The 25,715-nt window shown below is 33.2% G+C and carries 21 protein-coding genes and 1 pseudogene; 20 read left to right on the plus strand and 2 right to left on the minus strand.

Features of this window, described 5'->3' with window-relative positions; genetic code table 11:
- Window positions 1-99 precede the first annotated feature (99 nt).
- The 3 genes from HM986_RS16410 to HM986_RS16420 all read left to right on the plus strand — a co-directional run bounded on the left by HM986_RS16410 (window position 100) and on the right by HM986_RS16420 (window position 6,100).
- On the plus strand, window positions 100-2,940 hold the full coding sequence (locus HM986_RS16410) for a gluzincin family metallopeptidase (RefSeq protein ID WP_179336130.1): 2,841 nt from the start codon (window positions 100-102) through the stop codon (window positions 2,938-2,940).
- Between the two features lie 154 nt (window positions 2,941-3,094).
- Window positions 3,095-5,506, plus strand: a complete 2,412-nt coding sequence (locus HM986_RS16415; RefSeq protein WP_179336131.1) for an alpha-ketoacid dehydrogenase subunit alpha/beta — start codon at window positions 3,095-3,097, stop codon at window positions 5,504-5,506.
- Window positions 5,507-5,623: 117 nt separating this feature from the next.
- Entirely contained in the window at window positions 5,624-6,100 is a 477-nt protein-coding gene (locus HM986_RS16420) for a hypothetical protein (RefSeq protein ID WP_179336132.1), read from the plus strand.
- Between the two features lie 158 nt (window positions 6,101-6,258).
- Here the strand turns inward: HM986_RS16420 and HM986_RS16425 are convergent, their stop codons facing one another.
- Window positions 6,259-7,416, minus strand: a complete 1,158-nt coding sequence (locus HM986_RS16425) for a THUMP domain-containing class I SAM-dependent RNA methyltransferase (RefSeq protein WP_179336133.1) — start codon at window positions 7,414-7,416, stop codon at window positions 6,259-6,261.
- A 201-nt stretch (window positions 7,417-7,617) separates the two neighbouring features.
- Between HM986_RS16425 and HM986_RS16430 the strand changes: the two genes are divergently transcribed.
- The 17 genes from HM986_RS16430 (at window position 7,618) to HM986_RS16510 (ending at window position 25,545) form a co-directional block, all read left to right on the plus strand.
- Window positions 7,618-8,349, plus strand: coding sequence for a class I SAM-dependent methyltransferase (locus tag HM986_RS16430; RefSeq protein WP_179336134.1), 732 nt, complete (start codon window positions 7,618-7,620; stop codon window positions 8,347-8,349).
- Between the two features lie 5 nt (window positions 8,350-8,354).
- Entirely contained in the window at window positions 8,355-9,029 is a 675-nt protein-coding gene (locus HM986_RS16435; RefSeq protein WP_179336135.1) for a ZIP family metal transporter, read from the plus strand.
- 26 nt (window positions 9,030-9,055) lie between these two features.
- Window positions 9,056-9,484, plus strand: coding sequence for a DUF4268 domain-containing protein (locus HM986_RS16440; protein WP_179336136.1), 429 nt, complete (start codon window positions 9,056-9,058; stop codon window positions 9,482-9,484).
- A 111-nt stretch (window positions 9,485-9,595) separates the two neighbouring features.
- Window positions 9,596-10,180 carry a leucine-rich repeat domain-containing protein gene (locus HM986_RS16445; protein WP_179336137.1) on the plus strand — a complete coding sequence of 195 codons (585 nt, stop codon included), beginning with the start codon at window positions 9,596-9,598 and terminating at the stop codon, window positions 10,178-10,180.
- Window positions 10,181-10,335: 155 nt separating this feature from the next.
- Complete coding sequence (locus HM986_RS16450) at window positions 10,336-11,040, plus strand: M949_RS01915 family surface polysaccharide biosynthesis protein (RefSeq protein WP_179336138.1); 705 nt, start codon at window positions 10,336-10,338, stop codon at window positions 11,038-11,040.
- 607 nt (window positions 11,041-11,647) lie between these two features.
- Window positions 11,648-12,454 (plus strand): IS3 family transposase, encoded by an 807-nt coding sequence (locus HM986_RS16455; protein WP_394354229.1) that lies wholly within the window; start codon window positions 11,648-11,650, stop codon window positions 12,452-12,454.
- Window positions 12,455-12,509: 55 nt separating this feature from the next.
- Window positions 12,510-13,055 carry an HNH endonuclease gene (locus HM986_RS16460; protein WP_179336139.1) on the plus strand — a complete coding sequence of 182 codons (546 nt, stop codon included), beginning with the start codon at window positions 12,510-12,512 and terminating at the stop codon, window positions 13,053-13,055.
- A gap of 182 nt (window positions 13,056-13,237) precedes the next feature.
- Window positions 13,238-14,368, plus strand: a complete 1,131-nt coding sequence (locus tag HM986_RS16465; protein WP_179336140.1) for a hypothetical protein — start codon at window positions 13,238-13,240, stop codon at window positions 14,366-14,368.
- A 157-nt stretch (window positions 14,369-14,525) separates the two neighbouring features.
- Entirely contained in the window at window positions 14,526-15,305 is a 780-nt protein-coding gene (locus tag HM986_RS16470; protein ID WP_179336141.1) for a hypothetical protein, read from the plus strand.
- A 249-nt stretch (window positions 15,306-15,554) separates the two neighbouring features.
- Entirely contained in the window at window positions 15,555-16,118 is a 564-nt protein-coding gene (locus HM986_RS16475; protein ID WP_179336142.1) for a helix-turn-helix domain-containing protein, read from the plus strand.
- 172 nt (window positions 16,119-16,290) lie between these two features.
- Window positions 16,291-16,815 carry a hypothetical protein gene (locus tag HM986_RS16480; RefSeq protein ID WP_179336143.1) on the plus strand — a complete coding sequence of 175 codons (525 nt, stop codon included), beginning with the start codon at window positions 16,291-16,293 and terminating at the stop codon, window positions 16,813-16,815.
- A gap of 107 nt (window positions 16,816-16,922) precedes the next feature.
- Window positions 16,923-17,336, plus strand: a complete 414-nt coding sequence (locus HM986_RS16485) for a hypothetical protein (protein WP_179336144.1) — start codon at window positions 16,923-16,925, stop codon at window positions 17,334-17,336.
- A 186-nt stretch (window positions 17,337-17,522) separates the two neighbouring features.
- Window positions 17,523-18,572, plus strand: a complete 1,050-nt coding sequence (locus HM986_RS16490; protein WP_218841451.1) for an efflux RND transporter periplasmic adaptor subunit — start codon at window positions 17,523-17,525, stop codon at window positions 18,570-18,572.
- A gap of 22 nt (window positions 18,573-18,594) precedes the next feature.
- Entirely contained in the window at window positions 18,595-21,846 is a 3,252-nt protein-coding gene (locus HM986_RS16495) for an efflux RND transporter permease subunit (protein ID WP_179336145.1), read from the plus strand.
- Complete coding sequence (locus HM986_RS16500) at window positions 21,836-23,281, plus strand: TolC family protein (protein ID WP_218841452.1); 1,446 nt, start codon at window positions 21,836-21,838, stop codon at window positions 23,279-23,281. The genes HM986_RS16495 and HM986_RS16500 overlap by 11 nt, the downstream gene beginning before the upstream one ends.
- 165 nt (window positions 23,282-23,446) lie before the next feature.
- On the plus strand, window positions 23,447-23,899 hold the full coding sequence (locus HM986_RS16505; RefSeq protein WP_179336147.1) for a DUF1569 domain-containing protein: 453 nt from the start codon (window positions 23,447-23,449) through the stop codon (window positions 23,897-23,899).
- Between the two features lie 200 nt (window positions 23,900-24,099).
- Window positions 24,100-25,545: a S1C family serine protease gene (locus tag HM986_RS16510; RefSeq protein ID WP_179336148.1), complete on the plus strand. Its 1,446-nt coding sequence runs from the start codon at window positions 24,100-24,102 to the stop codon at window positions 25,543-25,545.
- Between the two features lie 47 nt (window positions 25,546-25,592).
- Here the strand turns inward: HM986_RS16510 and HM986_RS17780 are convergent.
- Window positions 25,593-25,715: pseudogene (locus HM986_RS17780) on the minus strand (IS110 family transposase); the annotation flags it as partial.

Consider the following 25,715-nt stretch of genomic DNA (forward strand, 5'->3'; position numbering starts at 1 on the left):
GTTTATAGCCAAGAAATGGTTAAAGTGATGTTTTACACTCTACAAAATACCCTTTTAAAAGATACAGTTCCTAATCGTTTTAATTTTATAACTCTCTAATTGAATAAGCATCTATTTATAACAGCCCTCTTAATTATTTTTAGCCACACGATTGTAGCTCAAAATAGCATTGCCATTAATGCCGATGTAGATGTAGACTCCAAAACTATTACTATAGAACAAACTATAGTCTACAAAAATGAAACTAACGATGTGCTCAATAGTATTTACCTCAATGATTGGAACAACAGCTACTCTACTAAATACACACCACTAGCTGAACGTTTTGAGCAAGAATTTAGCACTAAATTTCATTTAGCCAAAACCGAACAACGCGGATTTACAGTGGTGACTTCAATAAAAAACGATACTGAAACCCCATTAAAATATGACCATTTAAAAGCACACCCAGATGTTTTAAAAGTTGATTTAGCCAACCCTTTGCAACCTGGTGCGTCTTATTCTTTACAACTTAACTATCAACTAACAGTTCCTGATGCTACTTTTACTAATTATGGCGTGACTAAAGCCAAGGATTTCGACTTAAAATATTGGTACCTTACTCCTGCTGTATACGATGGTGAATGGCACTATTATAGCAACAAAAACTTAGATGATTTATTTGTCCCTAAAGCAGATGTAACCCTTAATATTACCTACCCAATAAATTATAAAGCTACGTCAGAGCTCAATTTTATTAAGACTACAATAAATAAAGCACAGAACACGCAAACCACGATTCTAAGTGGAAAGGATAGAATAGATACCTATTTATCACTGAATAAATTTCCGACGTACAATTTTGTACAGACTGATGATTTTATAATAATTTCGGATATAAAAGAAAAAGATTTACCAGATCCCGCTAAGGCATTAATAACTGATAAAATTACGAGATATCTAACCAAACATCTTGGAACCTATCCGCATGAGCAATTATTGGTAACATCTATCGATTATCAAAAAGATCCGCTTTACGGCCTTAATCAGTTGCCTTCTTTTTTAAGACCTTTTCCTGAAGATTTTCAATACGAATTAAAACTTCTGAAAACGGCATTAAAAAAGTATATTGATAATATCCTTTTACTAAATCCTAGAAAAGAGCATTGGTTAAGTGAAGGACTTCAAGTGTATTATTTAATTAACTATGTCGAGGAAAATTATCCCGACATGAAACTCTTAGGAACTTTGGCAGATGTATGGGGAATTAGAGCTTTTCATGCCGCTGATTTAGATTTTAATTTTCAATACTTCCTCTACTCTATGGAGATTGCTAGAAAAAATAGAGATCAGCCTTTAACCACATCTAAAGATTCCTTAACTAAATTCAACACTAATATTGCGGGCAAATACAAAGCGGGTGTTGGCTTAGATTACTTAGACCAGTTTACAGACGACATAAATTTATCTAATAACATCACAGAGTTCCTGCAAACATACCAATTAAAAACAGTCTCTTTAGTCGATTTTGAAACCTTTATCAGCTCTAAAACATCTAAAGACATTCGTTGGTTTTTTACCGATTACTTAAATACTAGAAAGAAAATAGATTTTAAAATATCCTCTGTTAAGTCTACAGAAGATTCCCTAAAATTAACTATTAAAAATAAGCGCGATAATACGATGCCTATTTCTGTTTTTAAGCTAAAAAATGATTCCGTTATTGATAAGTTATGGGTTGAAAATATAGAGGGCAAGAAAACCATTACATTACCTAAAGATAGCACAGAGACCTTTGTTTTAGATTACGATAATGTAATACCAGAATATAATCAGCGCGATAATTACAAAGTTATTAAAGGTTCTTTTCTAAACAACAAACCACTTCAGTTTAGATTATTTAAAGATATTGAAGATCCTAATTACAATCAGATTTTCTTTATGCCATTAGTAGAATTTAATAACATCTATGATGGTTTAACCTTAGGAACTAAGGTCTATAATAAAACCATATTAAGAAAGCGACTAAATTATAGATTCTCGCCCCAATACGCTACAAAATCAAACTCACTTACTGGCTCTACGTCTGTATTTTATTCGCATAATATAGAAGACCAAAATCTATATGATATTACTTATGGGCTCTCCGCAGGTTATCAATCCTTCGCCACAGATGCTTTTTTCACTAGAATAAGACCTTCGGTTGCTTTTAGTTTTAGAAATGATTCCGATTTTAGATCCCCTCAAACGGATCAAATTATGGCTAGGTATGTTAGTATAAAACGAGAGGTAGGTCCTAATGCTACCGTCATTTTAGATGAACCCGATTATGGTGTTTTTAATTTAAGATACACACATTCTAACCCTGGTGTTATTAATTATTCAAAATTATATACTGATATTCAGATCGCTGACAAATTCAGTAAAATCGCATTCAATTATGAATTTAGAAAACTCACTCAAAGTAACCGAAATATTAACTTTAGGTTTTTTGCTGGGGTTTTCTTAGACAACAACTCTGACCCCAATTCTAATTATTTTAGTTTTGCTTTAGATAGACCAGAAGATTACTTATTTGATTTTAATTACTTGGGACGCTCAGAGGACTCAGGGATTTTTAGTCAACAAATTATTATTGCAGAAGGTGGTTTTAAATCTAAGTTAGAAACAGACTTCGCCAACCAATGGATGACAACCGCTAATTTCAGTACCTCCATTTGGAGATATATACAGGCTTATGGTGACGTTGGATTGGTAAAAAACAAGCATAATAGCGCCAAATTTGTCTATGATTCTGGTATTCGATTATCTCTTGTAGAAGATTATTTTGAAATATTCTTTCCAATATATTCCAACCTTGGCTGGGAAATTGCCGAGCAAGATTACGACCAGCGTATTCGCTTTATGTTTTCTGTTGACCCACAAGTTTTACTCGGTCTATTTAGACGGAAATGGTATTAGGGAATTCTTATTGAAAAGTTAAAATAATTGATTAATTTAAGCTATTATCAGCAATAAAGCGATTTCGTTGAGAATATCACAAAACTATAACGCTGCTCACTGTTGCATAAAATTTTAAAATTTTGTACTTTCGCAAGACTTAAACAGTGACTACATGAAGACGGATCCCAACACCAAAACAGAAATTACTTTTGACGATTTTAAAACCGAAGTTTTAAACGACTATAAACTTGCTGTAACCAGCCGAGAATGTAGTTTGCTTGGTCGTAGAGAAGTTTTAACTGGAAAAGCCAAGTTTGGTATTTTTGGTGATGGAAAAGAAATCCCTCAAATCGCTTGGGCAAAAGCCTTTAAAAATGGAGATTTTAGATCTGGGTATTATAGAGATCAAACCTTTATGATGGCTATCGGCGAACTGACCATAGAGCAATTTTTTGCAGGTCTATACGCTAATACAGATATAAAAGAAGAACCGATGTCTGCTGGGCGCCAAATGGGAGGTCACTTTGCAACGCATAGCTTAGACGAAAATGGTCAGTGGAAAAACCTGACGGAACAAAAAAATTCTAGTTCAGATATTTCTCCAACCGCAGGACAAATGCCTAGACTTTTAGGTCTAGCACAAGCTTCTAAAATTTATCGAGAAGTTAAAGGCATTGATACTACATTGTTTTCAAATGAAGGAAACGAAATTGCATGGGGAACCATTGGTAATGCGAGTACAAGTGAAGGCCTGTTTTTTGAAACCATTAATGCTGCAGGTGTCTTACAGGTACCAATGGTAATTAGTATCTGGGATGATAATTACGGAATTTCTGTGCATGCCAGGCATCAAACAACCAAAGAAAATATTTCAGAGATATTAAAAGGTTTTCAGCGTGAAGAAGACCAAAAAGGTTACGAAATTTTTAGAGTTGACGGTTGGAATTATCCGCAATTAATCGATACGTATCAACGTGCTGCTAAGATTTCGAGGAACGAACATGTACCTGTAATGATACACGTTCAAGAATTAACACAACCGCAAGGCCATTCTACTTCTGGATCTCATGAACGTTATAAAAATAAAGAACGTTTAGCATGGGAGGCAGAATACGATTGTAATGTGCAGATGCGTCTTTGGATTATTGAAAACAATATTGCTACAGACGAAGAACTAACAGCTGTAGAACGCACAATTAAGAAAGCCGTTAGAGAAGGTAAAAAAGCAGCTTGGGGAGCTTGTATAAACCCCATTATAGCTGAACGCAAAGAGGCACTTGTGTTGTTAGAACAGTTAGCTGCATCAAGTTCGAATGGAGTATTTATTACTAAGCTAAAAAACGAATTAGAAGGTTTTGACGAACCTCTACGACGCAATATACTTACAGCGACTAGAAAAGCATTACGATATGTTGTTTCTGAATCATCTTCAGAAAAAATAGCGCTTCAAAATTGGATTACAAATTATATTAATACCATTCAACCTAAATACAGTTCGCATTTACACAGCGAATCACAACAAAGTGCTTTTAACCAAGCTGAAATTCTTCCAACTTATGATGTCAATGCTGAAGAAGTTGATGGACGTGTGGTTTTACGAGAAAATTTCGATGCTATATTAAGTAATTACCCAGAAGCTTTAATTTTTGGAGAAGATGCTGGTTATATTGGTGATGTTAATCAAGGTTTAGAAGGACTTCAAGAAAAACATGGAGAACTTAGAGTCTCAGATACGGGGATTAGAGAAGCGACGATTATAGGTCAGGGTATAGGAATGGCTATGCGTGGTTTAAGACCTATTGCAGAGATTCAGTATTTGGATTACATAATGTACGCCCTTCAAATTATGAGCGATGATTTAGCTACAGTTCAATACAGAACTAAAGGACGCCAAAAAGCCCCTTTAATTGTAAGAACCCGTGGTCATAGACTAGAAGGTATTTGGCATTCTGGCTCACAAATGGGAGGTGTTCTTAATCTAATAAGAGGTATTCATGTTTTAGTACCAAGAAACATGACTAAAGCTGCTGGTTTTTATAATACGTTATTAGAAAGCGATGAACCTGCTTTAGTTGTAGAGTGCTTAAATGGTTACCGATTAAAAGAAAAATTACCAAATAACATAGGTAACTTCAAAACACCAATCGGAGTTGTAGAAACTATTAGAGAAGGTGACGACATTACACTTATATCTTACGGTTCAACATTACGTTTGGTAGAAAAAGCTGCAAAAGAATTGCAAGTAGTTGGTATTGATGCAGAAATTATAGATATACAATCGCTGTTACCTTTTGATATAAATCACGATATCGTAAAAAGTATTGCCAAAACCAACCGTGTTATGGTGATTGATGAAGATGTAAAAGGTGGTGCTTCGGCTTATATTCTCAACGAAATTTTAAATACGCAAGGTGCATTTCAGTATTTAGATAGCACACCCAAAACATTAGCTGCAAAACCACACCGCCCAGCTTACGGTACTGATGGCGACTATTTTTCGAAACCGTCTGCCGAAGATATTTTTGAAGCGATTTATGACGTAATGCACGAGTTGAGTCCTGCTGACTATCCAAAATTACGATAGAAACAATTTTAATCGTACAAAACATAAAAAAGCAGTTAATTATCTTATATAATTAGCTGCTTTTAGTTTTACATTGGTTTCATGTACAACTACAACGAAAAGTCTTAAATTTATAGCATGAAGATTGAATCGATCGTTACCATTAAAAAAGAACTAAAACACCTTTCTCAAGAGGAGCTATTAGAACTTTGTTTGCGCTTAGGTAAATTCAAAAAAGAAAACAAGGCACTACTTACCTATCTATTATTTGAATCTCATGATGAGGATGGCTATATCACAAGCGTAAAGGCGAGTTTAGATACTCTGTTTGAAGGTATTAATACGGATAGTTATTTCTATATGAAGAAAACAATACGGAAGATCCTTAGAGAGATTCGTGTGTATAGCCGTTATTCATTAAAAAAAACTACAGAAGTGGAACTCCTACTCTACTTTTGTGAGCAAATGAATGAATTAAAACCCTCTATTCATAGAAATGTGACATTGAGTAATCTTTATGAACGCCAGGTTCTTTCTGTTAAGAAAAAGATTAAAGTGTTGCACGAAGATTTACAGTATGATTATAATTTGCAATTAGAAGAATTAGAACATTAAATACTCATAGGCGCAGCATTGTGTTCGTGATTAAGATAATTATTTCGCAGCGCCATAAGGCGATAAGGCGTATCTATAGACAATAAGCAAATGCGAATTACCTAACCTGTGACTGCGACTAAAAACTGTAAACCCAACACTGCCAACTAACCATTAATTTACTGCTTCTTAGTCTTTTTACTCCCCTCATACATTTCGTACTTCACCAAACGCGCTTCAAGCTTCGCATTAAAGACTTTTATCTTTCTAGAGGGTCTTAATCCCACAAATTTTAAAGCCTCGAGGTTAGAGGTAATTAACCAGGCATTGGTATTTGGATAGCCATGTTTTAACGTTGAGCCAATATTACCGTAAAACTCTTCTACATTTAAATTCTCTAAACGTTCACCATATGGTGGATTAAAAACCATATGCAATTTTTCATCACCCGATTTTTGAGTTTTGAAGAAATCTTCATGCTGAATATGCACAAACTCATCTAAATGTGCATTTTTAATATTCTCTTTCGCTTTAACAATTGCCGAAGGAGATTTATCATAACCCATTATTTTATGATGAAAATCGCGTGTTTTCTTCAATAAGGATTCTTCAATTTTTTCGAATAAATCAACATCCCAGTCTTCCCAACGTTCAAAGCCAAATTCCTTTCGCATTAAGTTAGGAGGAATATTACAAGCAATCATAGCTGCTTCTGCCAACATGGTTCCACTACCACACATTGGATCCATAAAATCAGACTGACCATCCCAACCACTCATCATAATTAAACCAGCAGCTAAAACTTCATTTATTGGCGCAATATTAGTAGCTGTTTTATAACCACGTCTATGCAATGATTCGCCAGACGTATCCAAAGAAATCGTACAAAGTTGTCTATCGATATGTACATTAATTTTTAAATCTGGAAAACGTAAATCCACATCGGGACGCACGCCACCATTTTCTCGAAATCTGTCTACTATGGCATCCTTAGTTTTTAAAGCGGTGTATAACGAATGCGTAAAGACACTGTTATGCACTGTGGCATCTACAGCCAATGAACCCGTAGGTTTTAAATAATCTTCCCACTTCATTTTCTTTACATTTTTGTAAAGATCCTCTTCTTTGTTCACTCTAAAAGAATGAATAGGTTTCAGAATTTTTATGGCAGTTCTAAGTCCAAGGTTAGCTTTATACATAAAACCTTTATCACCTTCAAAACTTACATTCCGTATTCCTTTCTCCACTTTCATGGCACCGAGTTGTGTAAGTTCCTTTGCTAAAATATCTTCGAAGCCAAATAGTGTTTTGGCTAACATCTTGTAATTATCTTCCATAAGTTCCGTCAAATAGATTGCAAAAATACAGTATTTTTGCAGCATGACATCCTAAAATTTTGATAGGACGCCTCATTACGAAATTTTAAGACTAAGTTCGCTCGGTTTTTTATTGATAATGAGAATCTCTGGTTCGTCGTGCTTGTAATGACAACTAATTATTTTAACTAAAACGACTCCTACTTTTATTAGGATACAAACATGAGTAAAGCAGCAAAACAATGGTACGCATCGTGGTTTGACACCCCTTACTACCACATCTTATACAAAGATAGAGATTACACCGAGGCTCAAGACTTCATGGATAATCTAACCAACTATCTCAATATTCCTGAACACGGCAAAATTCTAGATTTAGCATGTGGAAAAGGTAGACACTCCGTATATCTAAATTCTTTAGGCTATAATGTTACAGGGGCCGATTTATCAGAACAAAGTATTGCGCATGCCAAGCAATTTGCAAATGAAACATTACGGTTTGATGTACATGATATGAGCAAGCCTTATCCTGATACGTTCGATGCCGTTTTTAATTTATTCACCAGTTTTGGTTATTTTGAGGATGAGAAATGTAACCTCGAAACTATTAAATCTATTCAGTTAGAATTAAACGAGTTTGGATTTGGCGTTATTGATTTTATGAATACAAATAATGTAATTGACAATTTAATTCCTGAGGATGTCAAAACCGTTGAAGGTATTGATTTTCATCAAAAACGATCAGTTAAGGATGGTTATATCGTAAAAGACATAAATTTTGAAGCCGATGGTGAACATTTCGAATTTCAGGAACGTGTTAAAGCCTTTACACTAAAAGATTTTGAGACACTCTTTGAAAAAGCCGGAGTGCATTTGTTAGATGTTTTTGGTGATTATAAATTGCATAAATATCATGCTAAAACATCAGAACGCATGATTATGATTTTTAAGTAAACTGCATGAATAGTTATTTGTTACCATTACTTGCCGTTATTATAGGTATTGTTGTTGCTTTACTTACCAAAAAGCAAAAGTCTATATACACTAAATTGCTTTTGTCTTTTAGTGGAGCCTTTCTATTAGCCTTAACGTTTTTTGATTTATTACCAGAAGTTTACGAACACATAGACGCTAAGCTTACAGGCTTGTATATAATGTGTGGTATTTTGCTTCAAATCATTCTAGAATTCTTTTCTAAAGGAGCAGAGCATGGCCACGTCCATATCCATAAAGAGGATACCGAGTTTCCTTGGTTACTCTTTATAAGTCTTTGTATACATAGCTTTTTAGAAGGCTTCCCCATTCACCAACATAACGATATGGTTTATGGTGTTTTAATTCATAAAATCCCTATTGCTATATTAATTACGACCTTTTTATTGAAGTCTAGTTATAACAAAGTACAGATTATAGGTTTCTTAATAGTTTTTGCTGCGATGACACCTTTAGGGACATTTATTTCTAATCACTCTAGCTTTACGGCTAACTATATAGACGTCATTAATGCCGTTGTAATTGGTATATTTTTACATATTTCTACAACCATATTATTTGAATCTGGAGAAGGTCATAAGTTTAATTTATCTAAGTTAGTTGCTATCATATTAGGCATTTCGATTGCTTATATGATATAAAAAAAAGACTATTTTAATGCTTACCTATGTTTAGTAAAGAAGAAAGCAGATTATTAAGACAAGAGTTTTGGACCAGTTTTGGAAAGTCATTTCCAAGAAAATGGGTGTTATATGACACCAAGATTAAAGGGTTTTCTTTTAAATTTCATTTCGATAATAAATCGGCATTAATCGCTCTAGATTTAGAAGACGATTTAGAAAACCGAATTAACTGCTGGGAAAAACTCGTCGCTTTAAAAGGTATACTCACAAACGAGTACTTACCTGAAGTTATATACAATGAAGAATACTTTTTAGAAAACGGTAAAGAAATTTCTCGCATTTACTTACCCCTAGAGCAAAAAGTATCTATACATAACAAAAACACATGGCGTGTTGTTATGGAATTCTTTAATGAAAACATGAGTTTATTTGAAGCTTTTTTTGAGGAATACAGGGACACGATTAAGCAATAAGCAGTCAATAACAAAATCCCATAAAAACACTATAGAAGTTTTATCATCCCGAAATTACAATATACAAACTGTTATATTTGTTTTTATATAAGAAGTTAGCCAACATTTGAAATGAATCGACTAATTATAATTCTATTAATAATTCCAACTTTGAGTTTTTCTCAAACCAATCAGCAATGGAAAAAAGGGGATTTGAAAGATTTGAAAGTATTCACTGAGCTGGAAGTTGCTCTAGAAAACCCAAACGAAGTTAAAATACTTGATTTAGGTGGCCAAAATCTTAAAGAAATACCGAATGAGATTTCGGAATTTAAAAATCTTCGTGTCTTATTACTTGGTTGGAGACCAAAAAAAGACTTGGACAGTAGTACTCACAAATTGGCAAAAAATATTGGAGGTGGTTATTTACATCTTGACCGAAAAAAAGGAACAGTTTTAGACTATAATTATATTGAAAATCTAACACCTGAACTTCTGACTCTTGAAAAATTGGAATATTTGGAATTAGATTATAATCTTATAAAATCATTACCGAAAGAATTAGCGAATCTGGAAAATCTTAAGCAAGTTTCTCTTTATGGGAACTGGACAATCTTTAAGAATCATAAAATCGTTGAGGAATTGGAACCGGAAATGCCGAACTGTGAATTTCTTACTGCGAATAATTATATAAAAAAGAGAAAAAAGAAAGAATAAAAACGTTGGCTAACACCGTGTATAATTAATTGCTTGGGGCATTGCTTATTTGGAAAATTCCTTCGGAATTTTCTCTGGTTCGTTTTTGTTTACTCAATTAGTTGCTTAACCACGCAACTAACCATACACAATCACGGTAGCCATTTGAACGAACAATGAAAAAGAAAATAATAATATTCCTGTTGATTGCACTTACGAAATTTGGATATGGTCAAAATTTGGAAATATCAAGTAGTCAATTAACCGAACAAGAGATTGATTCCTTATTTACCGACAGTTTAAAGATTTCTCTTGAAATAGATTATTCAATATACCGAGTTTATAAATATGATGACAAAGGTGGAGCTCATTTTCTCATTATGACCAAAAATGAAATTGAATGTGATAATGGACAAGAATGTTTTGACTCAATAAAAGCTTTTTGCTTTAATTTAAAAGGTGACCGATTTATGCAAGAATGGAAATTAACCGACTTTATTCTTCCAAAGGGAAATGAAGTTTCGGAGGAATACTCTATTAATTTTTGGACAAAATATTTTGAATTAAATGACTACGATAGTGATGGATTTATTGATCCAATAATGGTTTATGGAACAGATGGAATGAATGGAACAAATGATGGACGAATTAAAATATTGGTTTATCATAATGGGAATAAGAGAGCAATTAGACATCAAAACGGAACGCTCGACTATGAGAGAAATACTAAAGTTGACGAATTATATTACGAACTTCCAATCGGAATAAAAAAACGAGTTAGTCAGATAATGGTAAATATAACAGAAAATGAACACGGAATTTTTCCTTATGACTGGCAAACGGCAATGGAAAATAAGAAATTGAACTTTGACGAAAATTAAAAATAAAAAACGGCTACCAACAATAGCTATAGGTAATTACTTGTGCTCGCCTACTTCTGAAAATTCTCGCGAATTTTTAATTTGGTGTGTACTTACAAAAGATATGTGTTAACCCACCCAACTACTCATAACCGAGACCGTTACCACACATTTTGACTTGTACGGAATAAAGGCTACATAATTTTAAACGTTATGTACAAAAATGACAAAGTAATCAGACGCTAATCCGAACCTTTTAAACTGAAAATTTTAGACGAGCTTACAACCTAAAAACTAAACAAAAGTCAACTATGTAAAGCTTATGGAACCAATCCTGCAACCATCAATGAATGGATTAGGAAGTACAACCGTAAAGACTTAATGAACACCAGAATTAAAGTGGAAACTAAAGACGAAATTACACGGATTGAAACGTTACAAAAAGAGATTGAATAGCTTAAAAAGCTTCTGCTCAAAAAGGATCTCGATGCAATGATTGAAGAATCGTATCTAGAAGTAGCTGCTGAAAAACTAGGATACAAAACCGCACTGCAACTTTAAAAAAACTAAATACGTAGCTTTAATTAAAGCCAATGTAAAATCTAAGAGATTTGCTTCCTTATCTACTATATGTAATTGTTTTGGCTTAAAACGTGATGCTAATTATAAGCATAAGCGCAGAGCTGATAAACGTTTAAAACTAGAACAACAGATTATTGATATCGTTAGAAAAAGACGCAAATCCCTTCCCACAGAAGACGCACGTAAACTTGAAAAATCATTGAAAGACGATTTTGCCAAAGCTAACTTAAAGGTCGGTAGAGATACTTTGTTTAATATACTTAGAAAACACAATATGCTAACACTTAGAAAGAAATCTAGTTCCAAAATTACGAACTCCTACCATCGTTTCTATAAGTATAGTAACATTACAAAAAATATAGAAGTCACTAGGCCTAATCAAGTTTGGGTCTCGGATATCACCTATATCAGAGCTATAAAAGGGTTCTGCTATCTAGCACTCATTACAGATATGTATTCTCGTAAAATTGTAGGCTACGACCTAAGAGATAACCTAGAACTAAATGGATGTGTAAAAGCCCTTAATAAAGCTATTTATCAAGCCAATAACATCAAAGGACTTATTCATCATTCAGACAGAGGGATACAGTATTGCAGCAACGTATACACTCAAATACTTAAAAGAAAAAAGATAGATATTAGTATGACCGAAGAAAATCATTGTTACAAAAATGCCATAGCAGAACGCGTAAATGGCATCTTAAAAGATGAATTTTACCTCGACCAAACCTTTGATAACATCAGTCATACTAGCAAAGCTGCAAAAAATGCAATTAATATATACAACGAAATAAGATTACATTTATCTTTAGACTATAAAACACCGAATATGGTATACAAATTATCAGCTTAATTCAATTTTAACCTGTAACCATATTTCAGTACAAAACATTTGAAAAAAATCAAGAATGACACGAAATTATTGGAAAGAAAAATGGAAAGAGATTAAATTTGACGACAAGATTTCAGAAAAAGAAAAATTTAAAATATCTAATTATGGTAGAATTTTAAATTGTAAAACTGACGAAGAATTTCTTGTAAAAGAAACGTTTATCAACGGATATCAAAATTTGCCTCTTAAACAAAAAAAGAACGGAAAACAAACAAGTAGATATGTACACAAACTTGTTGCGGAACATTTTCTGAAAAAAAATAACGGAATCTGTGTTATTCATTTGAATTATGACAAATCCGACAATCAAATTGAAAACCTAAAATGGGCAACAAAAAGAGAAAAGGAACTTCATCAATTCAGTCATCCGAATTGGGAGGAAGTTGTTAAAAAAAGAAGTAAAAATATTGGTAAATTAAACGCAGGAAAAGTAAAGATTATCAAACGACAATTAAAAAATAATAGAACTCGAATTAATATAATTGCAAAACGTTTTGGAGTATCTGATACTCAAATTCATAGAATAAAAACAGGAGAAAATTGGAATTACGTTACCGAATAAAAACGTTGGGTAACAATGTGCATAATTTATTGCTAGTTCTAGCCTACTTACGAAAGTCCTCGCGGACTTTCTATCTATGGTTTATTTACTAAATTCACTGCTTTAACACGCAACACCCGAGCGCAGCGAACAAACGAAGTAAACCATACACCGAACCTTAGGGGATCTCTAATCTAAATCTAATGAATAAATTAAATCTCTTTACTTTTTCACTACTTTTATTCATTTCAATTTCTTTTGGTCAACAAAAAAATACTATTTATGGTAAAGTCAAAACGATTAGAGAAAAAGTTGAATTTCTTACAGAAAAAGAAAATCCGCAATTCCTATACAATGACGATTATGGTCATTCAGGATTTATGGGAGCTGAATTAACAATTTCTCGATTTAAGAGTATTTGGTATTCAACCAACTTTTGTTACTACTTAAACTACAAAAGACATTACAATGAAAATGGTCTTTTGATTGAAGATATTTGGTACGACAAAAAAGACTCACTTGAAAACTATTACAGATATGAGTACGATAAACAAGATAGACTTATTAGAAAAATTGATTCCTTATACGATTTAGTTTATATTGATACTCATTACTATGAAAGAGATAGACACGAAACCATTATAAGCCAAAATTCGGATTTAGATTTTTATAATTATCGTTATAAGAGATATGACGAAAATGGAAAATTAATTAGGCAAAAAAGGATTGACGAATATGGAACAATAAATGAGTATATTTTCAAGTATAATGATAGTGGGGAATTACTTTATCGAATTTATAAAAACCCTAATAGCTACAGAAAAGTTGGAGAAAGAAGTTGGTCTTGGGGCGTGCAAGATACAATAGGTAATATTTATAAAGATTTGGTCAATAAATATGACGAGTCGAATAGGTTGATTGAGAGAAAAACATATGGATTAAAGTCAGATGGCGACCATAAGGGAACCAAGTTGGGCAAACACACAATCTTCAAATACAAGAATAATAACTTGATTCAAGAAATAACGGGTTCCTCAAGCGATAGACCTTATTACACAAATTATGAATATGATAAAGTAAATAGGCTAAAGAAAAAATACTATTATACAGAAAAAGAATCAAATACCAGACAAGTTGAAAAATATGATTATAAAAATGATAAAATAAAATTTTTAGAATACACAGAAGAAGATTGGTCTTCTAAAGAATTAAAAACCTATAAGGTTGAATTTGACTATAAATATGATGCCAACGGGAATTGGAATGAAATAGTTAAAAAAGTAGATGGTAAAGAATTATATAAGTGGATAAGACAAATAGAATATTATAAATAAAAACGCATTACAACAACATATTAGTTTGTTACTAGTTATAGCCTACTTTCAAAAATATTTACAGATTTCATATTCAGTTTTTATTTGCTAAATTACATACTAAACCACGCAACTAACCATGCAAAAAACCGTTAGCAACAATGTAAACAAAAGATAAATGAAAGAGATTTTGACAGTTTTACTTATACTGATTTCGACCAATATTTTTGGTCAAAAAAACATGTTAGATACACTTACCATTGATTCTAAAACAAAAATTATTGGAAGGTATCCGCAGTACGATAAAAATAAAACTTATGAAAAATATAATTTTATTATAGAAGATTCTGCAATAATATCAAACTTTATCAAAAACCTTAAACTCGGATATGAAGTTCCTAACTCTAGTGAAAGTCCTTCTTTTCGAATAACAATCGTAAAAAATTTCAAAGAAGAAGGAATTTGGACTATTAATCCAATACAGAAAAGCGTAATGACACACGACGGTCATACTTACAAGTTTGATATTGAACAAATAACCAAATTCAATGAAAAATTCCCTTTTCAGTATTTTTACAAAAAAATAATATTCAAAAGCCCAGAAGAATACCAAGAGAATTTGATTGAACAAAAAAAGAATCCAAAGTTCCTTTTTGACTATAAACCACAATTTAAATATGAAGGCAGTTTTGAAATAGAATTTAAAAAATCAAGTAAATTTTCAAGTCCCAAAACAATAAGTGAGTTTTTGTATCCATATATTGATAAAATAGCTGCTAGAGATGCATACAGAGTGAGCTATATTCTTAATAAAAAGAATATAAAAAACAACGGAAAGTCATATACCATGACAATTAATGGGTCGAAGAAAATATATGAAAGTTTAAAAATAAAAAAACTTAAAAACGAAAATTGGGAATCTACAGTTGAGGATGGTTGGTTCTTTTTTCGTGAATAAAAACTGTTGCTAAGACGGTATGTAATTTATGGCTAGTTCTAAACTACTTACTGAAATTTTTACGGATTTTTTATTCGGTTTTCAATTGTTAAATTACGTGCTTAAATAGGCACAAAAACGTAGTCACCTATAAGAAACCGAGCTAAATCAGCAGATTGACAAGAATGTCGTAAAAATGTCGTAAACAAACCGTTATCAAAATGATAGATTCATAACTAGTTTTGTCAAAACAGTAAACCAAAATTAATTATGAAAGAAATCGGAAAAAAAATTAAGGAATTAAGAAAGAAAAAAGGACTATCTCAAGAGGAGCTGGCTGAATCTTCAAAAGTTAATTTAAGGACAATACAACGAATTGAAAATAACGAAAGTGAACCTCGTGGAAAAACTCTGAATTTAATTTGTGAAGTTCTCAATATAAACGCAGAAGATATTTTAGATTACGGAAAACAAGCTGATAAAAGTTATCTTATAATTTTTCATCTTTCAGTAATAGCATTTTTGGCAATCCCTGTTGGAAATATAATTCTTCCTCTTATTTTATGGATGAACAAAAAAGATAGGATAATTGGGTTAAAACAAATCGGAGCAAATCTCTTAAATTTTCAAATAGTTTGGTCTGTTGTAACCTTCATTTCAATAACTGCTTTTGCCTTGTTTAAAATTATGCATTACGGAACTTATGAAATTCTATTTTATGTATTCATAGGACTTTACGCTTTGAACATAATCTTGCCTATATTATTTGCCATTAAAACGAATAAAGGAAAAACCGAAAATCTATATCCGAATATAATAAAACTGATAAAATAACTAGAGGCAGATAGCACCGTATACAGTTTATGACTAACCTTGCACATTCACAAAAATCTTATCGGATTTTAATCGATTTTTATTCGCTAAATTACATGTAAAATTAGTACCAATTCATAGCGAATCATAGTCAATCTTATGAGGAAGCTAAATTAAACATTAGGTTGAATAAATGAATAAACCATATTATGCCAAAAAAGGATTGTTTGTAGGAATCACTTCTATTCTTTGCGCTTTTTACTTTTTCGCGCCAACCCTTTTCACCTGTAAAAGTTCGTTAATTGAACACCATGGATACGTTGAAAATCTAAATACATTTTATACTGAAGTTGAGCATTGGAGAGGATCCAAAAGTACTAAATCTGAACTTAAGTTTTCTCTCAATTCAACCCATAGTTTTTATGTACTTATGAAAAACATAGGACAAAGTGGCTATAATAAAAGATTTGAAACCTTAGAAAAACAATTAAGAAAATCCAAAACAGTAACGGTTTGGATAAAAGAAAGTCAAAACGAAGAATACAAGCCAACCGTTTTTCAAATAGCCGATATAAACGGAAATATACTATATGACTTTAAGGAATCTAAATCACTTTCAAAATTTGGGTTTTTAATTTCTTTTGGTTTGGGCATATTCGGGATTGGACTATACCTAATACATAAATATAAGAAAAAGCCTAATCGCAAAACGGCCTAAACCACTGCGATTATATGTCTTTAAGAAATATTTATCATCCTGCTATTAAAATTTAAACAGTCCACTTTTGGTAATGTAAATCTTATGGTATAATTTTGACCCCTGAAATGAAAAACACTTTCAAGACATATTTATCTGTAGTTGTTGTTTTATTATTAAGCACATTTGCTAATTTACAAGCCAATGCGATTGTTAATACTACAGCTAATGCTTCTGCTATTGACCATTGTGATGTAGGTCATCATTATGCGAAGCAATTTACAACTACCACGATTCACTCGAGTCATAAAGATAGAGATGATCGTCACAATGTTGAAATCGTTGAAAGCAATAAAGTAGAAGACGAAGAAGCCTCTTCAAAAAAACAGTTTTACAAAAACTACTTAGAAACTGCCTTTATTAATGCCTTATTATTTGAGCAGTCTTCTAAACAGCTTCAAAGAAGTATATATCACCCACAGAGTCATCTCAGTGAGCCTAGTCTTAGGCTTCATGTACAATTCCAAGTTTTTATAATTTGATAATTTAAAAACGGACTAACAACTATAACTGGTCTGTTTCTTATTTAAAGGTTTAGAGTTTTCGACCAAAACTTTAAAGAATGGCATTCCCTATTCCCAATGGGATTGACCAATTAATTATCATTTTATAAAATAATTTTACAAGTGAACACCATTAAGAAAATCACCATTTTCACAGGCCTATGTATGTGTATAACTCTAGCAAGCTGTGAAGAACATAAAGAAGAAAAACACGAAGAATCGACATTCCTCGTAACTAACCCCATAAAAAAAGACACAACAATTGTCAAAGATTATGTGAGTCAAATCCACTCCATCAGACACATCGAACTCCGTGCTCTAGAAAAAGGCTATTTAAAAAATATATCTGTAGATGAAGGGCAACACGTTAAGAAAGGCCAACAGTTATTTCAGATTATGCCTAATATTTACCAAGCCGAACTCAATAAGGCCAAAGCAGAATCTAAAGTAGCACAAATAGAACTTGCCAACACACAACTACTTGCCGATGGCAATGTGGTATCCCCGAATGAATTGGCCATGGCCCAAGCAAATTTAGAAAAAGCGAATGCTGAAGTGTCTTTGGCACAAACCCATTTAGGTTTTACCAGTATTAAAGCCCCTTTTAATGGTATTATTAACCATTTAGAAGCCAGAGAAGGAAGTCTTTTAGATGAAGGCGAACTTTTAACAACGCTCTCAGACAACAGTGAAATGTGGGTGTATTTTAATGTGCCTGAAGCAGAGTATCTAGATTATATTACAAGTGAAGCTAAAAGAAACAATAAAAATGTTGCCCTTTTAATGGCTAACAACAAGCAATTTAATCAAAAAGGTATTGTAGAAACCATTGAAGGAGAATTTGATAGCGAAACTGGTAATATTGCCTTTAGAGCTACATTTCCTAATCCCGATGGTATCTTAAGACATGGAGAAACAGGAAGTATTCTTATGACAATACCTTTTAAAGATGTTGTTATCGTACCTCAAAAAGCCACTTTTGAAATCTTAGATAAAACTTATGTTTTTGTTGTAGATAAAAATCATGTGGTACACCAACGAGAAATCACTATTGGAGCCGAATTACCGCACTTATTTATCGTAGACAAAGGACTATCTGAAACCGAAACCATTCTACTAGAAGGGATTAAGATGGTAAGAGATCAAGAGGAAATTCACATAAAAACTGTAGATCCTGCTACTGTATTATCTAATCTAGAGCTTTACGCAGAGTAATTCTAACAAATCTACAAACATTATGTTTAAAAAATTTATTAAAAGACCCGTCTTGGCTATTGTCATTTCGGTGATCATTATATTTATAGGTGGTTTAGCTATAAAGCAATTACCTATATCGCAATTCCCGCAAATTGCACCAACTACTGTCAATATTTTTATTGCATATCCAGGTTCTAGTGCTGATGTATTGGTGAATTCTACACTAATTCCGCTAGAAACGGCCATCAATGGTGTGCAAGATATGCGTTACATCGCATCAGATGCCACAAGTGCTGGTGAAGGGACATTACGCGTTATTTTTGAACCAGGAACCGATCCCAATGAAGCGGTTGTAAGGGTAAAAACCAGAGTCGACCAGGTGATGCCTTTATTGCCTGAACTGGTACAACGTGAAGGTGTCATTATTACACCCGTACAACCGAGTATGTTAATGTACGTTAACCTGTCGAGTACGGTTAAAGACAACGACGAAAAGTTTCTATACAATTATGCGTACACTAAGATAATTCCCGAAATACAACGTATTAAAGGTATTGCCAGTGCACAAATTTTAGGAAGTCGAAAATATGCCATGCGTGTGTGGTTAAAACCAGATCGTATGCGTGCTTATAACATTTCTGCTGAAGAAGTTTTAGAAGCTATGGAAGACCAAAGTATTTTGGCACGACCTGGTCGTTTGGGACGAAGTTCTGGTAAAACCGCGCAATCTTTAGAGTATGTGCTAACCTATCAAAACCGTTACAACGAGCCCGAGCAATACGAAGAAATCATCGTTAAAGCCAACAAAGAAGGCCAAATTGTAACCCTTGCAGATATTGCTGATGTAAAATTAGGAAGTGAGTTTTTTGATATTTATTCGAATTTAGATGGAAAACCTTCAGCTTCAATCGTCTTAAAACAAACTTTTGGAAGTAATGGTAGCGATGTTATCGATGCCGTAAAAGAAAAACTCGACGAGCTTGAAGTGGAGTTACCACCAGGAGTGGATTTCCAAATTAGTTATGATGTCTCTAACTTCTTAGATGCCTCAATAGATCAGGTGATCCATACACTAAGAGATGCGTTTATCTTGGTTGCCATAGTGGTATTCTTATTTTTAGGAGATTGGCGTTCAACATTAATTCCTATTATAGCCGTTCCGGTTTCTTTAATCGGCGCCTTTTTTGTAATGCAGATTTTTGGCTTATCCATTAACCTTATTACACTATTTGCTTTAGTATTAGCGATTGGTATTGTGGTCGATAATGCTATTGTGGTCGTTGAAGCTGTCCACGTAAAAATGGAAGAAGACCACCAGCTCACACCCTACCAAGCATCTTCGGAAGTTTTAGGTGAAATTGGTGGAGCCATTGTGGCTATTACCTTAGTAATGGTCTCAGTATTTATTCCTATTTCGTTTATGACGGGTCCGGTGGGTGTGTTCTACCGACAATTCTCAATCACTATGGCTGGCTCAATAGTTATTTCTGCCATTGTTGCCTTGACTTTGACTCCGGTGCTTTGTGCTATGCTATTAAAGAATAATCATGGCAAAAAACGGACCTCCCCATTAGATCGGTTTATTGATTGGTTCAACGGTGGATTCGAAAAACTGACAGGACGTTATGTAAAGATTTTAAATAAAATCGTAGCCAGACGCTTTATCACCTTCGGTATATTAGCAGCCTTCTGTATTGGAATTTTCTTTACAAATGAAGTGTTACCAGCCGGATTTATTCCTAACGAAGACCAAGGAATGATTTATGCCATCATTCAAACACCTCCTGGAGCTACTTTAGAGCGTACCAATGAAGTGGCTAAAAACCTTCAGAAGATCTGTGAGGAAATGGACGGCGTAGAATCGGTATCCTCATTAGCGGGTTATGAAATTATGACTGAAGGTCGTGGCTCTAATGCCGGAACCTGTTTAATTAACCTTAAACCTTGGTCAGAGCGCGAGCACTCGGTTCATGAAATCATGGAAGCGTTAGAAGAAGAAACTAAAAACTTAGGAGCTGTTATAGAATATTTTGAACCTCCGGCGGTACCAGGTTTTGGATCATCAGGTGGATTTGCTTTACGTTTATTAGATAAAACAAACTCTACTGATTACCATCATTTTGAAAGTGTGAATAATGACTTCATGGAAGCCTTATCGGAACGCGAAGAATTATCAGGTTTGTTCACCTTCTTCTCGGCTAACTATCCGCAATATGAGTTGAAAATCAATAATAAAATAGCGATGCAGAAAGGCGTAACTATTGGTACAGCCATGGAAAATCTCAATATTTTAATTGGTAGTACTTATGAGCAAGGGTTTATTCGATTTGGTCGTTTCTTTAAAGTATACACGCAAGCAGCACCAGAATACAGGCGTTTACCTTCGGATCTCGAAAAGTTATTTGTAAAAAATGAAGAAGGTGAAATGGTCCCATATTCGGCTTTTATGAGTATAGAAAAAAAGTTAGGCCCTAACGAAATTACACGTTATAACCTTTATAATTCAGCATCCATAAGAGGCTTACCAGCTGCTGGATTTACAAGTGATGATGCTATTAAAGCCATAAAAGAAGTCGCAGCCACAAAACTACCTAGAGGTTACGATATTGCTTGGGAAGGTTTAAGTTTTGATGAAGCTCAAAGAGGGAACGAATCGATTTACATTTTTATCGTCGTACTTATATTTGTGTACTTTGTTTTAGCAGCACAATACGAAAGTTTCCTATTGCCTTTTGCTGTTATTTTATCCTTACCAGTTGGTGTTTTCGGTTCCTTTATTTTACTTAAAGCGATGGGATTAGCCAATGATGTTTATGCCCAAATTGGAGTCATAATGCTGGTTGGTTTACTCGGTAAAAACGCGGTTCTAATCGTGGAATTTGCTGTTCAAAAACGGAGACAAGGTGCTACCATTTTAGAAGCTGCGATTGAAGGCTCAAGAGCACGATTCAGACCTATCTTAATGACATCCTTTGCATTTATCGCCGGATTAATTCCGTTAGTTATTGCTTCTGGCGCTGGTGCTATTGGGAATAGAACTATTGGTGGCTCTGCTTTAGGTGGTATGCTTATAGGTACACTAGGTGGGGTCTTAATCATTCCAGGACTGTACTACATTTTTGCAAAAATGGCAGACGGTAAAAGTCTTATTAAAGACGAAGCCAGCGAACCTATTTCTGAAGAGATGATGCGTTCTAGTGAAACTAAGAATCAAAGTGTAGCCAATGCTGAAGAAATCAGTAAGCTCAGAAAACTATTGAAAAAATTTCGTAAAAACAGAAATGATGACTAAGATAAAAATGCATAGAAAATCATACCTTATAGGTATGCTCGCCTTACTCGTAGTCTTTTCTTGTGTACCAACACAAAAGGCTATTAGAGACGCCGATACAGAAGTCCCAGAGCACTATCAAAATGAATCCTCAGATACCACAAATGTGGCTACCGTACAGTGGAAGAATTTCTTTTCCGATTCAAAGTTAGTGGCACTAATTGATACGGCTTTGGCCAATAACCAAGAACTTCATATTATGCTTCAGCAAATTGCAATGGCTAACAATGAAGTCAAAGTGAGAAAGGGTGAATATCTACCTTTTGTCAATGTGTATGCGGGTGCTGAAGTTGAAAAAGTAGGTGAATACACCCGCAATGGAGCTGTAGAACAACAGTTAAACATCAGAGAAGGAGAAGAATTCCCAGAACCTTTAACCGATTTTTCGGTGGGTTTAGATGTATCATGGGAACTCGACGTTTGGAAAAAACTGCGTAACGGTAAAAAAGCTGCTGTATTAGAATACCTAAGCACTATTGAAGGCAAGAATTTTATGGTCACTAATATGGTTTCCGAAATTGCTAATTCCTATTACGAGCTTTTAGCCTTAGACAATCAATTAAGTATTATTGAGCAGAATTTAGAGATTCAAAAAAATGCTTTAGAGATGGTAAAACTTCAAAAACAAGCAGCGAGAGCGACGCAATTAGCCGTGAGACGTTTTGAAGCAGAGGTGTTTAAAAATCAAAGTAATAAATTTGAAATTCGTCAACAGATTGTAGAAACAGAGAATACAATTAATTTCTTATTGGGTCGTTATCCGCAAGCTATTGATAGAGATACCTCTGATTTTATTGATCGTCCAATAGACAGTATTGAAGCTGGTTTACCTGCACAGCTTTTAGCAAACAGACCCGATATTAAACAAGCGGAATATGAATTAGAAGCTTCTAAATTGAATGTCCAAATTGCCAAAGCCAACTTCTATCCTTCCATAGGTATTAAAGCTGGTATAGGCTTACAAGCGTTTAAAACGAAGTATTTAACCCATACACCAGAATCGCTTTTATATTCGTTAGTTGGAGATGTGGTAAGTCCGTTAATAAACAGAAATGCCATTAAAGCGGAATATAATAATGCTAACAGCAGACAATTACAAGCTGTGTTTGAATATGAAAAGGCCATCTTAAACGGCTATATTGAAGTTGCCAATACGCTATCTGACATCAATAATTTAAAGGCCAATTATGATTTAAAAGCCAAACAGGTAGATGCTATGACGGAAGCTATTGACCTTTCTATTCAACTTTTTAAATCTGCTAGAGCAGAATACACCGAAGTTTTATTAACACAACGAGAAGCTTTAGACTCCAAACTAGAAATTATTGAAACCAAAAGAGACCAATTTTTAGCAAACGTTAAAATCTATCAAGCCTTAGGTGGTGGTTGGAATTAACTGAAGCCCACTTCAAATCTTAAAGCCATTTTACAATATTGTAAAATGGCTTTTTTTTTACGACTATTTGCATTATTAATTCTATAGTTTTCATAAATTAAACCTATTTAATAATCCTTATATTTAGACTTTAACAAAAGCTAAAACCATTATTAAAAACCAGCCATGAAAAATATTTTTGATAAAACCATTACAGCTGAAGTTTTAGAGCGTATCAACAAACTACAGCCTACAACATCACCAATTTGGGGAAAAATGTCTTGTGACCAAATGTTAGCACATTGTAATGTGACTTACGAATTAGATTTTGAAGATAAACATCCGAAACCAAAAGGGTTTATGAAATGGATGCTTAAAACATTTATAAAAAACACCGTTGTTAGTGAAAAACCCTATAAGAAAAATGGTCGCACAGCACCAGTATTTCTAATCACCAATGAAAAAGATTTTCATCTAGAAAAAGACAGGTTAACAGCCTATATCATTAAAACACAAGAATTAGGAAGCGACTATTTTGACCAGAAAGAAAGCCATTCTTTTGGGAAATTATCTAAGACCGAATGGAACAATATGTTCTATAAGCACATAGATCATCATTTAACTCAATTTGGTGTTTAATAAAGAATAAAACTTAACTTTCTAAAATTTAGAAATCAACCTAAATAATTATGTTTTAACAAGTTAAGACTTATTAAAAACTAATAAAAGCTGTTGTTATCCCGATACCACTTTGGAATAAGATGTATATTTATGAGTTTATAACGAGTTGCCAGTAATTTGACCAAACCAACAAACATAAGAACTGAAATTAAAAATTAATGAAGAAAACACTATCCATTTTACTTATACTATTGGCTGTAAATTCAGCTTTTTCGCAAAACGATTTTGCTACTATTAATATTTATCGAACTAAATCATTTTGCATTGGATGTAATGTGAAAGTACTTTTAAATGATGTATTTCTAACTCAATTAGAGAATGGTGGGAAATTGGAATTAAAAATCTTCAACACAAATGGAACCAAAATAACAGTTACTGATGGTCGTAATTATAGGGATGATGTCACATTAAAACCGAGAAAAGGTCAAACTTTTCATTTTAATGCACAAGCAAGAACACCAAGAGTATTAGGTTTTAGATTAGACCAATTAGATAAACCAGTAAAAGACAGAAAATTGAGGTCGGACAGATTTTTAAGTATGTCTGATGTTGGTGTATTAGATAATAACACAAGTAGAAAACCTGATACTGAATGGACTGAAAAAAAACTAAAAGAACACTGGACTAAAAATGGCTCTAAAGACATCGAAGGAATTTATGAAAAAGTAGGTACTACATTAGAATACGAATTAGCAGTTTTAAAAGAAAATAATGACTATAAAATCATTTATTTAGATGGAGCAAAAGGCACAAGTTGGAATGAAGGAGATATAAAAGCAATTTTGCAAAAAACTGCACAATTTGGACTTTTTAAAGCAAATTGGTTTATGCTAAACAAATCTTATAACAACGATATAATTATAACGTTTAAAGATGCCACAATGAGTTTCATACCAGAAACTGGCAGAGACAAGGATATTTATATAAAAACTTACCCAACATACGATGAAGACAATACAACTTCAAAATCAGATTGGAAAAGTACTGGAACAGGTTTTTTTATTGATAAAAGGGGTTATTTAGTTACAAATCATCACGTAGTAGAAGATGGAAACACATTTGAAATTAGTGTTTCTAAAAATGGCAGGACATCTAAATATAATGCAGAAATTATAAGTGTTGACAAACAAAATGACTTGGCAATTTTAAAAATTGATGATAGTAATTTTTCAACTTTATCAACTTTAAACTATAATTTTGATACAGACAGTCAAGATGTTGGTTCTTCAGTCTTTGCTTTAGGTTATCCATTAACTCAAATTATGGGTAACGAAGTAAAGTTCACAGATGGCAAAATAAGTTCAAAATCTGGTTTTAAAGGAGATATAACTACTTATCAAATTAGTGTTCCAATACAACCTGGAAATAGTGGAGGACCATTATTTGACGAAAAAGGAAATTTAGTTGGTGTTACTTCTTCAGGAATAAATAGACAACTTGCTGATAATGCAAATTATGCAATTAAGACAAGTTATTTAAAATTATTAATTGACTCAATAGATGAAAAACTAGAATTGCCTAATAGTAACGGAATGGAAAATTTATCTGTTACGGAACAGATAAAAACAATTTCAGAATATGTAGTTCTGATTAAAGTAAAATAAAAACTACTGGCAACAAAGTACTGTGGTGAAAAACAAGTAGAAACTCATTAATTTTTCACTAAAGTACTTTTATAATTCCCATCATATATTAACCCTGATTTAGCGATTGCAAAGGCCTGTTTTAATAGTTTATTACATACTGCAATTAATGCTAATTTTTTGCTCTTTCC

This window comes from Winogradskyella costae (assembly GCF_013403865.1).
Lineage (GTDB): Bacteria > Bacteroidota > Bacteroidia > Flavobacteriales > Flavobacteriaceae > Winogradskyella > Winogradskyella costae.

Bases quoted from the DNA above. Each gene is read 5' to 3' on its own strand.
- HM986_RS16445 (WP_179336137.1), top strand. From the start codon at position 9,596: ATGAATCGACTAATTATAATTCTATTAATAATTCCAACTTTGAGTTTT.
- HM986_RS16480 (WP_179336143.1), top strand. From the start codon at position 16,291: ATGAATAAACCATATTATGCCAAAAAAGGATTGTTTGTAGGAATCACT.
- HM986_RS16425 (WP_179336133.1), bottom strand. From the start codon at position 7,416: ATGGAAGATAATTACAAGATGTTAGCCAAAACACTATTTGGCTTCGAA.
- HM986_RS16485 (WP_179336144.1), top strand. From the start codon at position 16,923: ATGAAAAACACTTTCAAGACATATTTATCTGTAGTTGTTGTTTTATTA.
- HM986_RS16505 (WP_179336147.1), top strand. From the start codon at position 23,447: ATGAAAAATATTTTTGATAAAACCATTACAGCTGAAGTTTTAGAGCGT.
- HM986_RS16450 (WP_179336138.1), top strand. From the start codon at position 10,336: ATGAAAAAGAAAATAATAATATTCCTGTTGATTGCACTTACGAAATTT.
- HM986_RS16490 (WP_218841451.1), top strand. From the start codon at position 17,523: ATGTGTATAACTCTAGCAAGCTGTGAAGAACATAAAGAAGAAAAACAC.
- HM986_RS16500 (WP_218841452.1), top strand. From the start codon at position 21,836: ATGATGACTAAGATAAAAATGCATAGAAAATCATACCTTATAGGTATG.
- HM986_RS16440 (WP_179336136.1), top strand. From the start codon at position 9,056: ATGTTTAGTAAAGAAGAAAGCAGATTATTAAGACAAGAGTTTTGGACC.
- HM986_RS16460 (WP_179336139.1), top strand. From the start codon at position 12,510: ATGACACGAAATTATTGGAAAGAAAAATGGAAAGAGATTAAATTTGAC.
- HM986_RS16465 (WP_179336140.1), top strand. From the start codon at position 13,238: ATGAATAAATTAAATCTCTTTACTTTTTCACTACTTTTATTCATTTCA.
- HM986_RS16415 (WP_179336131.1), top strand. From the start codon at position 3,095: ATGAAGACGGATCCCAACACCAAAACAGAAATTACTTTTGACGATTTT.
- HM986_RS16420 (WP_179336132.1), top strand. From the start codon at position 5,624: ATGAAGATTGAATCGATCGTTACCATTAAAAAAGAACTAAAACACCTT.
- HM986_RS16510 (WP_179336148.1), top strand. From the start codon at position 24,100: ATGAAGAAAACACTATCCATTTTACTTATACTATTGGCTGTAAATTCA.
- HM986_RS16430 (WP_179336134.1), top strand. From the start codon at position 7,618: ATGAGTAAAGCAGCAAAACAATGGTACGCATCGTGGTTTGACACCCCT.
- HM986_RS16470 (WP_179336141.1), top strand. From the start codon at position 14,526: ATGAAAGAGATTTTGACAGTTTTACTTATACTGATTTCGACCAATATT.
- HM986_RS16435 (WP_179336135.1), top strand. From the start codon at position 8,355: ATGAATAGTTATTTGTTACCATTACTTGCCGTTATTATAGGTATTGTT.
- HM986_RS16475 (WP_179336142.1), top strand. From the start codon at position 15,555: ATGAAAGAAATCGGAAAAAAAATTAAGGAATTAAGAAAGAAAAAAGGA.
- HM986_RS16495 (WP_179336145.1), top strand. From the start codon at position 18,595: ATGTTTAAAAAATTTATTAAAAGACCCGTCTTGGCTATTGTCATTTCG.